At 71.5% G+C, this 11968-nt stretch carries 12 protein-coding genes; 3 read left to right on the forward strand and 9 right to left on the reverse strand.

Annotated features, from left to right (window positions below; translation table 11 throughout):
• Positions 1–40 precede the first annotated feature (40 nt).
• Genes VO99_RS07105 through VO99_RS07115 form a run of 3 tightly spaced genes read right to left on the reverse strand, consistent with a single transcriptional unit; the run spans position 41 to position 2891 of the window.
• Positions 41–736, reverse strand: a complete 696-nt coding sequence (locus VO99_RS07105) for a TerC family protein (protein ID WP_046112092.1) — start codon at positions 734–736, stop codon at positions 41–43.
• Between the two features lie 27 nt (positions 737–763).
• On the reverse strand, positions 764–2230 hold the full coding sequence (locus VO99_RS07110; RefSeq protein ID WP_046112093.1) for a sensor histidine kinase: 1467 nt from the start codon (positions 2228–2230) through the stop codon (positions 764–766).
• A complete protein-coding gene (locus VO99_RS07115) occupies positions 2217–2891 on the reverse strand; it encodes a response regulator transcription factor (RefSeq protein WP_046112094.1) in 675 nt (224 codons plus the stop codon). The genes VO99_RS07110 and VO99_RS07115 overlap by 14 nt, the downstream gene beginning before the upstream one ends.
• 143 nt (positions 2892–3034) lie before the next feature.
• Between VO99_RS07115 and VO99_RS07120 the strand changes: the two genes are divergently transcribed.
• Genes VO99_RS07120 through VO99_RS07130 form a run of 3 tightly spaced genes read left to right on the forward strand, consistent with a single transcriptional unit; the run spans position 3035 to position 6243 of the window.
• Positions 3035–4441 (forward strand): aminotransferase, encoded by a 1407-nt coding sequence (locus tag VO99_RS07120; RefSeq protein WP_046112095.1) that lies wholly within the window; start codon positions 3035–3037, stop codon positions 4439–4441.
• Positions 4438–5520: an ABC transporter ATP-binding protein gene (locus VO99_RS07125; protein ID WP_046112096.1), complete on the forward strand. Its 1083-nt coding sequence runs from the start codon at positions 4438–4440 to the stop codon at positions 5518–5520. The genes VO99_RS07120 and VO99_RS07125 overlap by 4 nt, the downstream gene beginning before the upstream one ends.
• Positions 5521–5547: 27 nt before the next feature.
• The gene (locus tag VO99_RS07130) at positions 5548–6243 is read left to right on the forward strand and encodes a GntR family transcriptional regulator (RefSeq protein ID WP_052736151.1); all 696 of its coding nucleotides are present in this window, start codon (positions 5548–5550) and stop codon (positions 6241–6243) included.
• Positions 6244–6264: 21 nt separating this feature from the next.
• Here VO99_RS07130 and VO99_RS07135 read toward each other — a convergent pair whose 3' ends face one another.
• The 6 genes from VO99_RS07135 to VO99_RS07160 all read right to left on the reverse strand — a co-directional run bounded on the left by VO99_RS07135 (position 6265) and on the right by VO99_RS07160 (position 11957).
• A complete protein-coding gene (locus VO99_RS07135) occupies positions 6265–7299 on the reverse strand; it encodes a histone deacetylase family protein (protein WP_052736152.1) in 1035 nt (344 codons plus the stop codon).
• A 7-nt stretch (positions 7300–7306) separates the two neighbouring features.
• Positions 7307–8353: an ABC transporter substrate-binding protein gene (locus VO99_RS07140; protein ID WP_046112097.1), complete on the reverse strand. Its 1047-nt coding sequence runs from the start codon at positions 8351–8353 to the stop codon at positions 7307–7309.
• 76 nt (positions 8354–8429) lie between these two features.
• Positions 8430–9467: a histone deacetylase family protein gene (locus VO99_RS07145; protein ID WP_046112098.1), complete on the reverse strand. Its 1038-nt coding sequence runs from the start codon at positions 9465–9467 to the stop codon at positions 8430–8432.
• 14 nt (positions 9468–9481) lie between these two features.
• The gene (locus VO99_RS07150; RefSeq protein ID WP_052736153.1) at positions 9482–10213 is read right to left on the reverse strand and encodes an SDR family NAD(P)-dependent oxidoreductase; all 732 of its coding nucleotides are present in this window, start codon (positions 10211–10213) and stop codon (positions 9482–9484) included.
• Complete coding sequence (locus VO99_RS07155) at positions 10210–11133, reverse strand: aminotransferase class IV (RefSeq protein ID WP_046112099.1); 924 nt, start codon at positions 11131–11133, stop codon at positions 10210–10212. Before VO99_RS07155 ends, VO99_RS07150 begins: the two co-directional genes overlap by 4 nt.
• The gene (locus VO99_RS07160; RefSeq protein ID WP_046112100.1) at positions 11130–11957 is read right to left on the reverse strand and encodes an ABC transporter permease; all 828 of its coding nucleotides are present in this window, start codon (positions 11955–11957) and stop codon (positions 11130–11132) included. Before VO99_RS07160 ends, VO99_RS07155 begins: the two co-directional genes overlap by 4 nt.
• Between the last annotated feature and the right edge of the window lie 11 nt (positions 11958–11968).

An 11968-nucleotide genomic window follows, 5' to 3' on the forward strand; every position in this document is an offset into this window, starting at 1 on the left:
GCGCCCCGCGCCGCTACTGACGACCTGGACCCCGCGCGGCTCAGGCCGCCGTGGGGTCCGCGCCCGGCGCCGGCTGGCGGCTGGTGAGCCACTTGCCCACCAGCACCACGCCGATGGCGCCCAGGGCCGGCACCAGGGTGTGCAGCACATGGCGCTGCTGCGCCCAGTCGGCGATGGCGGGATCGGACACCGCCATCTCGCCGGCCACCCAGCCCAGCAGGCCCGCGCCCAGCGTCACGATGACCGGCAGGCGCTCCATCAGCTTGAGCAGCAGCGTGCTGCCAAAGATGATCAGCGGGATGCTGATCACCAGGCCCAGCACCAGCAGCGTCACGTTGCCCTTGGCCGCGGCCGCCACGCCCACCACGTTGTCCAGGCTCATCACCAGGTCGGCCACCACGATGGTCTTGATGGCCGCGCCCAGGCTCGCATGGCCCTGCAGCTCGTCGTCCGCATCGCCGCCCTTCAGCAGCCCCACGCCGATCCACAGCAGCAGCACCGCGCCCACCAGCTTCAGGTAGGGCAGCGTCAGCAGGTACACCGCGAAGAAGGTGAGCACCACGCGCAGCACGATGGCGCCCACGCTGCCGAAGAGGATGGCCTGCTTCTGCTGCGCCGGCGCCAGCGAGCGCGAGGCCATGGCGATGACCACGGCGTTGTCGCCGCTCAGCACGATGTTGATGAGGATGATCTGCGCCAGCGCAAGCCAGAAATCGGGATGGGTCAGGACCGCCACGTTGCCTCCACGTTGTAGCCCCGCAGGCTACGTGGATGCGCTGTCAGCAGCCTGTCCGAAAGCTGTCAGCGAGCTGACAGCCGCCAGCGGGAAGAACACGCTGAAGGTGTTGCCCACGCCGTCGAGGTCGTCCTCCAGCGTGATGCGCGCGCCGTGCATCAGCGCGATCTCGCTGACGATGGCCAGGCCCAGGCCGCTGCCGTCCTGCTGCGTGCCCAGCAGGCGGTGGAAGCGCTCGAAAATGCGCGCCCGCTCCGCCACCGGGATGCCGGGGCCGTCGTCGCTGATGGCCAGCCGGCACTGGCCGCCCTCGGCCGCGGCCACCCGCACCGTCACCCGGCCGCCGCAGGCGCTGTAGCGGATGGCGTTGTCGATCAGGTTGTTGATCAGCTCGCGCACGCGGTCGCCGTCGGCATGGATCACCAGCGGCTGCGGCGCGCCCTCGAAGCCCAGGTCGATCTGGCGCTTGAGCGCCTGCGGCACCCATTCCATGCTGACCTCCAGCGCATGGGCATTGAGGTCCAGGGGCCGCAGCTGCACCGCATCCAGCGCGCCGGGCTCGTTGCGCGCCAGCGAAAGCAGCTGCCGCACCAGCCGCGCCAGCCGGTCCACGCTGATGGACAGCTGCTGCAGCGAATGGCGCACCCGCTGTGGATCGGCCTCGCGCTGGGCCAGCTCGATCTGCGCCTTCAGGCCGCTGACGGGCGTCTTCAGCTGGTGGGCCGCATCGGCCACAAAGCGGTTCTGGAAATCGAAGGTCTTGCCCAGCCGGCCCATGAGGTCGTTGACTTCATCCACCAACGGCCGCACCTCGCCCGGCACGCCATGGGTGGCGATGGGGCTGAGGTCCAGGTGCGAGCGGCCGGCCAGCGCTCGGCGCAGGCGCTGCAGCGGCTGCAGCGCATGGGCCACGCCGAACCACACCACCGCGGTGGCCATCACGATGAGCAGCAGCTGCGGCAGCACCACGTTGGCCACCATCTCCCAGGCAAAGCGGTTGCGCTTGTGCAGCGTCTCGGCCACCTGCACCAGCACCTGCGCCGGCGGCGCGGACGGCGTGGCCTCGGTGGGCATCCAGGCCACCAGCATGCGCACCGGCTCGCCCTGCAGCTGCTGGCGGCTGTAGCGCGGCGCGGTGTCGGTGGGCGGCGCTGCCGGCGCGGCCGCGGGCAGCTCCCCCAGGCTGCCGAGCACGGTGCCGTCGGCACTGGTCACGCGGTAGTACACGCGGTCGTCGGCATCGCCCAGCAGCAGGCGGCCCGCGGCATCGGACAGCTCCAGCCGCGCCTGGCCGGCGGCATCGTGCTTGACATGCAGCGCCATCTCGCGGCCCACCTCGTGCAGCGCGCGGTCGTAGGCCAGGTCGGAGAAGCGCAGCGCATTCCAGTAGGCCGCCGCCGAATCCAGCACCAGCAGCAGCAGCAGCGGGCCCAGCAGCCAGGCCGGCAGCTGGCGGCGCAGCCAGGGCTCGCGCCGGGCGTCAGGCCGGCCCATCGCCACGGTCCATCAGGTAGCCCATGCCACGCACGGTGCGGATCTCGCAGCCCAGCGGTTCCAGCTTCTTGCGCAGCCGGTACACGTTCACCTCGATCGCGTTGTCGCCCACCTCGTCGCCCCAGCCGTAGAGGTGGTTGACCATCTGCTCCTTGCTCACCACGCGGCCGGCGCGCATCAGCAGCAGCTCCAGCACCGCCAGCTCGCGCGGCGACAGCTCCAGCGGGCGCTTGTCGAAGAACACGCGGCGGGCCACGGTGTCCAGCCGCAGCAGGCCCAGCTCCAGGTCGGGCGTGGTGTTGTGGCTGCGGCGCAGCAGGGCCCGCACCCGCGCTTCCAGCTCGGGCAGGTCGAAGGGCTTGGCCAGGTAGTCGTCGGCGCCCAGGTCCAGTCCGCGCACGCGGTCGTGCACGCTGTCCAGCGCGGTGAGCATCAGCACCGGCACCGTGGACTTACGCGCCCGCAGCCGCTGCAGCACCTCCAGCCCGCTCAGGCCCGGCAGGCCGATGTCCAGGATGGCGAGGTCGTACAGGCCCAGGCTCAGGGCATGGTCGGCCTGCTCACCGGTGGCCACCACATCCACCGCATGGGCCGCCTGCACCAACGTGCGCGACAAGGCATCGGCCAGCACCTTGTCGTCTTCCACCAGCAGTATGCGCATGGTGCGGCACCTTAACCCAGGCGGCGGCGCAGGGCGGCCGGGACCCGGTCACCCGCCGAGGGCCGGCAGCCGAGGCCCGGCGCCTTGGCAGCGCCTCAATTGTCCTATAGGATATATCCTATTCCGAGGACAGGACCGACTCCATGAACCGACAAGCCGCTTCCCCCGACTGGACTTCCGTTGCCCGTGCGGACGTGGAGCACCACCTTCACTCCCAGACCAACCTGCTGGCCCACCGCGTGCGGGGCCCGCTGGTGATGGTGCGGGGCGATGGCCCCTACGTCATCGACGAGCAGGGCCGGCGCTACCTCGATGCGATGTCGGGCCTGTGGTGCGCCTCGCTCGGCTTTTCCGAATCGCGGCTGGTGGGGGCAGCACAGCGGCAGCTGGCCCGGCTGCCCTACTACCACACGTTCAACCACCGCACGAGCGACATCGCCTCGCTGCTGGCCGCGGACGTGGCGGCCCTGTCGCCGATGGCCGATGCGCGGGTCTTCTTCGCGTCCTCCGGCTCCGAGGCCAACGACAGCATGGTCAAGCTGGCCTGGCAGTACCACCGCGCCCGCGGCGAGCCGCAGCGGCGCAAGATCCTGGCGCGCGACCGTGCCTTCCATGGCTCCACGGTGATGGGCGCCAGCCTGTCCGGGCTGCCGAACATGCATGCGCACTTCGGGCTGCCCATCGAAGGCATCGTGCGGCTGCAGTGCCCCTATCCCTACCGGATGGGCCAGCCCGGGCAAACGGATGCCGCCCATGTCGCCTGCCTGGTGGCCGAGCTGGAGGACACCATCGAGCGCGAAGGCGCACACACCATCGCCGCCTTCATCGCCGAGCCCATCATCGGCGCGGGCGGCGTCATCGTGCCGCCCGAAGGCTACTTCCCGGCGATGCAGGCGGTGCTGCGGCGCCACGGCATCCTGGTGCTGTCCGACGAGATCATCTGCGGCTTCGGCCGTACCGGGCAATGGTTCGGCTGCAAGGCCTTCGGCTTCCAGCCTGACCTGCTGTCGGCCGCCAAGGGCCTGTCGGCCGGATATGCGCCGATCTCCTGCGTGATCGTGGCGCCGCAGGTCTATGCCCCGCTGGAGGGCCTGAGCGGGCGCACCGGCGGCTTTGGCCACGGATTCACCTATTCCGGCCATCCGCTGGCCGCGGCCGTGGCCCGCGAGGCGCTGGCCATCTACCGCGACATGGAACTGCCCACCCACGCGCGCGGCCTGGCCGCGTTGCTGCACCAGTCGCTGGCCGGGCTGCAGGCCCATCCGCTGGTGGGCGAAGTGCGCGGGCGCGGCTACCTCGCCGGCGTGGAACTGGTGGCCGATCGCGCCACCCGCCGGCCCTTCGATCCCGCCGCCGGCATCGGCGCACAGGTGGAGCTGGCGGCGCGACAGCGCGGGCTGATCGTGCGCAACATGGGCGACGTGATCGCGCTCAGTCCGCCGTACATCCTCGACGAGGGCCAGCTGCGGTGGATCGGCGCCACGCTGCGCGAGGCGCTGGACGACGTGGCCGCGCGCGACCCCTGGGCCGCGCAACGGAGTGCCGCATGAACGCGCCGCAGGCACAAGGCGCGCTGATCGAGCTGGTGGGCGTGCAGAAGAGCTACGACGGCCAGCACCTTGTGATCCCGGGGCTGGACCTGTCGGTGCGGCGCGGCGAATTCCTCACGCTGCTGGGCGCCTCCGGCTCCGGCAAGACCACCACGCTGATGATGCTGGCCGGCTTCGAGACACCCACCGCCGGCCACATCCTCATGAACGGCCGGCCGATCGAGGATGTGCCGCCGCACCGCCGCGGCATCGGCATGGTGTTCCAGAACTACGCGCTGTTCCCGCACATGACGGTGATGCAGAACCTGGCCTATCCGCTGCGCATGCGCGGGCTGAAGGGCGCGGCGCTGCAGGCCAAGGTGGACCGGGCCATCGAGCTGGTGCAGCTGGAGGGCATGGCCCAGCGCCGGCCGGCGCAGCTGTCGGGCGGCCAGCAGCAGCGGGTGGCCCTGGCGCGTGCGCTGGTGTTCGAGCCCGAGCTGGTGCTGATGGACGAGCCCCTGGGCGCGCTGGACAAGAACCTGCGCGAGCACATGCAGTACGAGATCAAGCGCATCCACCAGCAGCTGGGCGTGACGGTGGTCTACGTCACCCACGACCAGGGCGAGGCGCTGACCATGTCAGACCGCGTGGCCGTGTTCCACGAGGGCCGGGTGGAGCAGCTGGCGCCGCCCGCCATGCTGTACGACACGCCTGCCACCGATTACATCGCGGGCTTCATCGGCGAGAACAATGCGCTCGAAGGCGAGGTGCGCAGCGCCGGCCCGCAGCAGGCCTTGCTGCAGCTGCCGGGCAGCGCGCCCATTCCGCTGCCGCGGCCGGTGGCCTCGGCCCGGGCGCGGGTGCGGGTGCGGCCCGAGCGGGTGCACGTGGGTGCCGGCGACATCCGCCTGGCCGCCACCGTGAGCGACCTGGTCTACCTGGGCGACCACACACGGCTGGTGGCGCGGCTGCCGGGCGGTGCCACGCTTGTCGCAAAATTGGGCCCCGGCCAGCTGCCGGCCGATGCAGGCATCGGGGCCGGCGTCACGCTGGGATGGCGGGCCGCCGACATGACGGTGTTCCCGGCCCGCAGCTGAGGCCCGCGCGACCGCAAAGGGAAGCCCTTGAAGAACAAGATCAAGCCGATCGACAAGACCAACCTCGCCGCACGGGTGTACGGCGAGATGCGCGAGGCCCTGATCGCCGGGCGCTACATGCCCAGCGACCGCATCCGCATCAGCGAGGCGGCGCAGGCCTTCGGCACCAGCGACACCCCGGTGCGCGAGGCCCTGCTGCGGCTGGTGAGCGAGCACGCGCTGGAGATGGAGACGGCCAAGCAGATCGTGGTGCCACCGCTTTCGCTGGAGCGCTACGTGGAGATCCGCACCGTGCGCATGGCGCTGGAGACGGCGGCGGTCGAGGCCGCCGCGCCGCGCATCGGCAGCCGCGAGATGGCCGAGCTGGTCCGGATCAACCGCCGCTTCGAGCAGGCCGAGGCGGCCCACCAGGCCGCCCAGCAGCTCAAGTACAACCGCGAGTTCCATTTCGGCATCTACATGCACTGCGGCCTGCCGCGCCTGCTGTCGATGATCGAGAACATGTGGGCCTCGATGGGCCCCATCCTGCGGGCCTTCTACGAAGCCGGCGACAGCGGCTACGACGAAGGTGCCAACCACCATGCGCAGCTGCTGGCGGCGCTGGAGCGGCGCGACGCGGCGGCGGCGGTGGCCGCCCTGAAGGCCGACATGCTGTCAGCCGCGCCCAGCATCGAGCGCTTCCTGGTGCAGCACGAGGCCGCGGCCGCCGAAGCCACCGCCTGAGCCCGGGCGCCGCCGGCGCCGCTACAGCCAGGCCGAAACGAAGGACAGCGCGCTGCCACCCACCACCGCCGCCTGGTAGCCGCCCTCCTGCACCAGCACCGTTGGCCAGCGCAGGCCGGCCAGCTCGCGGCCGATGGCGGCGAAGTCCGCATCCTGCAAGGCCAGGCCCCGGGCCGGGTCGGCCTGGTGGGCGTCCAGCCCCAGCGAGACCACCAGAGCTTGCGCGCCGAAGCGCACCAGGGCCTGCACCGCCCGCTCCAGCTGGCGCAGGTAGGCCGTGCCGGCCGCATGCGCCGGCAATGGCAGGTTCAGGGTGAAGCCCTCGCCGGCACCCAGCCCGCGCTCGCCGGCATGGCCGCTGGCATAAGGGTAGTAGTCGCGCGGGTCGCGATGCAGCGAGGCGAAGAACACGTCGTCGCGCTGCAGGAAGATCTGCTGCGTGCCATGGCCGTGGTGCACGTCGATGTCCAGCAGCGCCACGCGTGGCCAGCGCTGGCGCAGCCGCTCGGCCGCCAACGCGGCATTGTTCAGATAGGTGCCGCCGGCAGCCATGTCCGCACTGGCGTGGTGGCCCGGCGGCCGGCACAGCGCATAGGCGCAAGGAACACCCTGCACCACGCGGTCGGCCGCAGCCACGGCCAGGCCGGCGGCCGCCATCGCCGCCTCGAAGGTGCCTGCGCCGATGGGCGCCAGCAGGTCCTGCATGTGCATCGCCGCGCGGCCCTCGATGGCCTGCGGATAGCTGCCCGGCAGCCGGTGGGCGGCGAAGGCATGCGGCTGCACCTGCGGCCCCGCATCCGGTAGCAGCCGCCACTGCGCATGCGCCTGGGCCAGGAAGTCCAGGTAGCGCGCGTCATGCACCCGGGCCAGCAGCGCCTGCGGCGGCAGGGGCGGCGGCTCCACCGACTGCACTGCCACGCCGGCCTCGCGCAGCCTGCGCTCGATGGCGTCGATGCGCCCAGGGCCGTCGCGCGAGGCGCGCCAGCCGCCCAGGTGGCCCAAAGGGCCGGGCTCATGCAGCCGGTGGCGCGCGGTGGCCAGCACGGGCAGCGTCATGGCCGCCCTAGCGGCCCACCCAGCGGGCGAAGCGCTGCTGCAGATCGTCCAGGTGGTCGGCCCAGAACTGCGTGTTCTGCAGCAGTGGCGCGTCCAGGTTCTGCGGCGCATTGGGCAGCATGGCCAGCACCGGCTTGCCCAGCAACGCCTGCGCCTTGGGGTTCACCGGGCCATAGGGAATGGTCTCGGCGAACACCTTCTGCCGGGCCGCGCCGGTCATGTAGTCCACCAGGGCCAGCGCCTGCGCCTTGTTGGGCGAGCCCTTGAGCACCACCCAGTAGGTGGGCCCGTTGATCTGCTGCTTCCACACCGTGGCCAGCGACTTGCCTTCGCGGTTGGCCGCCGCGATGCGGCCGTTGTAGGCCGAGCTCATCACCACCGCCCCGGAAGCCAGCCACTCGATGGGCTGGGCGCCGGCCTCCCACCACTGGATGTCGGCCTTGAGCTGGTCCAGCTTGGCGAATGCGCGGTCCTGCCCGGCGCGGGTGGCCAGGAGCTTGTACACCTCCGAGGGCGGCACGCCGTCGGCCATCAGCGCGATCTCCAGCGTCTGCTTGGCCTGCTTGCGCAGCCCGCGCTTGCCGGGCCAGCGGCGCGTGTCCCAGAAATCAGCCCAGGAGCGCGGGCCCTGGGACAAGCGGCGCTCGTCGTAGCTCAGCACCTTGGCCCAGATCATGGTGGGCAGGCCGCAGGGATTGAGCATCTCGGGCGGCAGGTCGCGCGAGGCGGGCACCGCGGCGCGCCAGTCGATGCGCTCGAGCAGGCCGGTGTCGCAGCCCACCACCACGTCCTCCTCGTCCATCTGCACCAGGTCCCATTGCAGCTGGCCGGCCTCCACCATCGCCCGCACCTTGGTCAGGCCGACGACGTTGGTGTCCTCCACCAGGCGTTCGCCACGGGCCGCGGCATAGGGCTGCCAGTAGGCCTGGCGGAAGGCTTCCTGCAGGGCGCCGCCGACGCTGACGACAGTGAGATCGCGGGCGGAGGCGGCCAGGGGCGGCACCAGCGCCGAGAAGACGAGGCCGGAGGCAAGGACACGGGCGAGCGAAGGCATGGCGACTCCAAGGGGTCGTTGAGGGGAAGGAAGACGGAGCGGTGGAGCGCCGCGGCAGCTGCCGCGGCGGCGGGCTTCAGCCGGTGCGTGGCGCGGTGAAGCCCTGGAGGAAGCGCACGAGGTTGGCGCCGATGTGCGTGCAGTCGTAGCCGCCCTCCTGCACCATCACCGTCGGCAGCCCGAGCTGCCCCAGGCGGCGGCCGATGCGGCCGAAGCCGTCGGTGGTGATGCGCAGGCCCTGGAACGGGTCGTTCTCGTGCGCATCCAGGCCCAGCGAGATCACCAGCGCATCGGGGCTGAAGGCGCGGATGCGGCGGCAGGCCTGTTCCAGGGCCAGCAGGTAGGTGTCGTCGCCGGTGTCGGCGGGCAGCGGCAGGTTGAGGTTGTAGCCCAGGCCCGCGCCGGCCCCGCGCTCCTGCGCATAGCCGCAGAAGTACGGGTGGTAATTCAGCGGGTCGCGGTGCAGGGAGACGAAGTAGACGTCGCTGCGCTCGTAGAAGATGCCCTGGGTGCCGTTGCCGTGGTGCACGTCGATGTCGATGATGGCCACGCGCCGGGCATCGGCCCGCAGCACCTCGGCTGCGATGGCGGCATTGTTGAGGTAGCACACGCCGCCGCCACGCTCCTTGTAGGCATGGTGGCCGGGCGGCCGGCAGATGGCATAGGCCGCCGGCGCGCCCTGCACTACCCGGTGCGCCGCATCGGCGGCCAGGTTGGCGGAGGCTCGGGCCGCGGCCCAGGTGCCGGGGCCGATGGGCGATGCCAGGTCCTGCATGTGGTAGCCGGCCTGGCCCACCACCCGCTGCGGATAGCCGTGCTGCAGGCCGGGCACCGCGAACACGTTGGGCACCACCTCGGGCGCCGCATTCGCGATGTCGGACCAGCGGGAGTGCGCCTCCTCCAGGAAGCACAGGTAGTCGGGCGTGTGCACCGCAGCCACCGGCGCCAGGCCATGGTCGGTGGCCGACGCCAGGGTGCAGCCGGCGGCAACGGCGGCATCGCGCAGCTGCTCGGCACGATCGATGCGCTCCTGCGCCGGTTGGAAGCGACCGGCCACGAAGAAGAAGCCCGGCTCGTGCTGGCGGTGGGCTTCGGTGTAGAGGACGGGAAGCATGGATTGGGGCTCCTTCAGGCCGGGGTGCGGTAGCCCGCGGTCTCGCCGCCATCGATGGACAGCACGGCGCCATTGATGAAGCTGGCCTCGGCCGACAGCAGCCAGGCCACGGTGCGCGCCACCTCCTGCGGCTCGCCCAGGCGGCCGGCCGGGATGCGACGCACCAGGCGCTGCAGCCGCTGGGCATCCGCCACCACGCGGGACATCATCCGCGTGCCGATCTGGCCAGGGCACACCGCGTTGAAGCGCACGCGGTCGCCGAACTCCAGCGCCAGCGCCTGCGTCAGCGCGATCACCGCGCCCTTGCTGGCGCAGTAGGTGGCCAGGCCTTCCTCGCCCACCTTGCCGGCGATGGAGGCCACGTTGACCACCGCGCCGCCGCAGTCCAGCAGCGCGGGCAAGGCCTCCCGCGTGAGCTGGAACACGGCGCGGGTGTTGACCGCCATGACCCGGTCCCATTCATCCAGGTCGGTGTCGAGGAAGGCGCGGCGCGAGGACACGCCGGCGTTGTTCACCAAACCTTCCAGGCGGCCGCCGCCCAGCTGCAGCGCCTCGGCCAGCGCGGCACTGGCCTGCTCGGGCCGCGCCATGTCGGCCATGAAGAAGCGGCTGCCGGCCGCGGCGGCTTGTACCTGGGCGCCGGCCGCTTCGTCGCGGCCGGTGAACAGCACCGGCCGGCCCTGGGCCGCCAGCTGCTGGACGATGGCCGCCCCGATGCCATGGGTGCCTCCGGTGACGAGGATCATGCGCAGGCTCCTGCTTCGAAGGCGGTGTAGTCCACCGCGGTGCAGCGGGGATCGCTGGCGGCGCGCTGCCAGTAGGCTGACTGCACCGCGCGGGTGACCGGCCCCGGCCGGCCGCTGCCCACGGCATGGCCGTCCAGGCGGGTGACCGGCATCACGCCGCCCGCGGTACTGGTGATGAAGACCTCGTCGGCCGCCTGCAGCGCGACCACCGACACCGGTCCCACCCGCGCCTGCAGTCCCAGATGAGGCGCCAGCTCCAGCACGGTGCGGCGGGTCATGCCCTCGAACACGTTGTGCCCCGGCGTGTGCAGCTGGCCGCCGGCCACCGCGAAGACGTTGAAGCCCGCGCCTTCGGTGACCTGGCCCTGGCCGTCCACCAGCACCGCCACCAGCGCGCCCCGGTCATAGGCCTCGAAGATGCCCATGGTGAGGTCCAGCCAGTGGAAGTTCTTCACCCGCGTGTCCACCGAGGCCGCCGGAATGCGCTGCACCCGGCTCACCACCATGGCAATGCCGGCCTCCTGCTGCTGCGGCGTGGCGATCCACACGAAGGGCTGGCAGAAGGCATGGAAGCGGTTGGTGCAGGCCCGAGGATCGCGGGAACCCGGCGGCGGCACGCCGCGGGTGCAGGTCATCTGCACATAGGCCTCGCGCAGGCCGCTGCGGGCCACGCATTGCAGCAGGATCTCGCGTACCGCTGCGGCATCCAGCGGCAGCGACATGCGCAGCTGCGACATCGACCAGAAGAAGCGCTCGATGTGGTCGTCCAGCCGGAAGAAGCGGCCCTGGTGCACATGGGCCACGTCGTAGGTGGCGTCGGAGCGTACGAAGCCGCGGTCGGTCATCGGGATGCTGGCCTCGGCCAGCGGCAGGTAGCGGCCGCCGGTGTAGGCGATGCCGTCGGAGGGCGGGTGGTTCATGGGGTGGCAGGCACGGAGGCTCGTTGGGAAGGGGCGGCACGCGAGGACAGCCAGGCCGACAGCCCGACCGCCATTGCGGCCACCACCATCAGGAAGGTGGACATGGCGATGATCGACGGGTCGATGGTGTCGCGGATGCCGTCGAACATCTGCCGCGGCAGCGTGCGCTGGGCCGGCCCGGCGATGAAGATCGCCACCACCACCTCGTCGAACGAGGTGATGAACGCAAACAGCGCGCCCGACACGATGCCCGGCAGGATGCATGGCACCGCCACGCCGGCGAAGGCGCGCCACGGCGGCGCGCCCAGGCTGTAGGCCGCGCGCAGCAGGTTCATGTCGAACTGCTGCAGCGTGGCGGTGACGGTGATCACCACGAAGGGCGTGGCCAGCACCGTGTGCGCCAGCACCAGGCCGGGCAGCGATGCGGTCAGCCCCAGCCGGCTGAACAGGAAGTACATGCCCAGGCCGGTGATGACTGGCGGCACGATCATTGGCGCCAGCAGCAGGCCCAGCAGCGAGCGGCGCACCGGCAGGTTGCGCCGCGCGATGGCGAAGGCCGCCGCGGTGCCCAGTGCGGTGGCCAGTACGGTGGACGCCAGGCCCACCACCAGGCTGTTGGCCAGGGCTGCCACCCAGGGCCCTTCGCTGAACACCTTGCGATACCACTGCAGCGACCAGCCCGGCAGCGGATACGACAGGAACGAACCGGCGCTGAAGGACAGCGGCACCATGGCCAGCAGCGGCGCCAGCAGGAAGACGATCATCAGCACGCCATAGGCGGCATGCAGCGCGGTGGCCGCGCGGGCCAGACGGTGGTGCAGCATGGGCGGCCTGC

The sequence above is a fragment of the Aquincola tertiaricarbonis genome, from assembly GCF_000969605.1.
GTDB classification, from domain to species: domain Bacteria; phylum Pseudomonadota; class Gammaproteobacteria; order Burkholderiales; family Burkholderiaceae_C; genus Aquincola; species Aquincola tertiaricarbonis.

What these genes read in the sequence shown, in the direction of transcription:
- VO99_RS07155 (WP_046112099.1), bottom strand. Translation starts at nt 11,133, where the DNA reads ATGAACCACCCGCCCTCCGACGGCATCGCCTACACCGGCGGCCGCTAC.
- VO99_RS07125 (WP_046112096.1), top strand. Translation starts at nt 4,438, where the DNA reads ATGAACGCGCCGCAGGCACAAGGCGCGCTGATCGAGCTGGTGGGCGTG.
- VO99_RS07115 (WP_046112094.1), bottom strand. Translation starts at nt 2,891, where the DNA reads ATGCGCATACTGCTGGTGGAAGACGACAAGGTGCTGGCCGATGCCTTG.
- VO99_RS07150 (WP_052736153.1), bottom strand. Translation starts at nt 10,213, where the DNA reads ATGATCCTCGTCACCGGAGGCACCCATGGCATCGGGGCGGCCATCGTC.
- VO99_RS07120 (WP_046112095.1), top strand. Translation starts at nt 3,035, where the DNA reads ATGAACCGACAAGCCGCTTCCCCCGACTGGACTTCCGTTGCCCGTGCG.
- VO99_RS07135 (WP_052736152.1), bottom strand. Translation starts at nt 7,299, where the DNA reads ATGACGCTGCCCGTGCTGGCCACCGCGCGCCACCGGCTGCATGAGCCC.
- VO99_RS07145 (WP_046112098.1), bottom strand. Translation starts at nt 9,467, where the DNA reads ATGCTTCCCGTCCTCTACACCGAAGCCCACCGCCAGCACGAGCCGGGC.
- VO99_RS07160 (WP_046112100.1), bottom strand. Translation starts at nt 11,957, where the DNA reads ATGCTGCACCACCGTCTGGCCCGCGCGGCCACCGCGCTGCATGCCGCC.
- VO99_RS07110 (WP_046112093.1), bottom strand. Translation starts at nt 2,230, where the DNA reads ATGGGCCGGCCTGACGCCCGGCGCGAGCCCTGGCTGCGCCGCCAGCTG.
- VO99_RS07140 (WP_046112097.1), bottom strand. Translation starts at nt 8,353, where the DNA reads ATGCCTTCGCTCGCCCGTGTCCTTGCCTCCGGCCTCGTCTTCTCGGCG.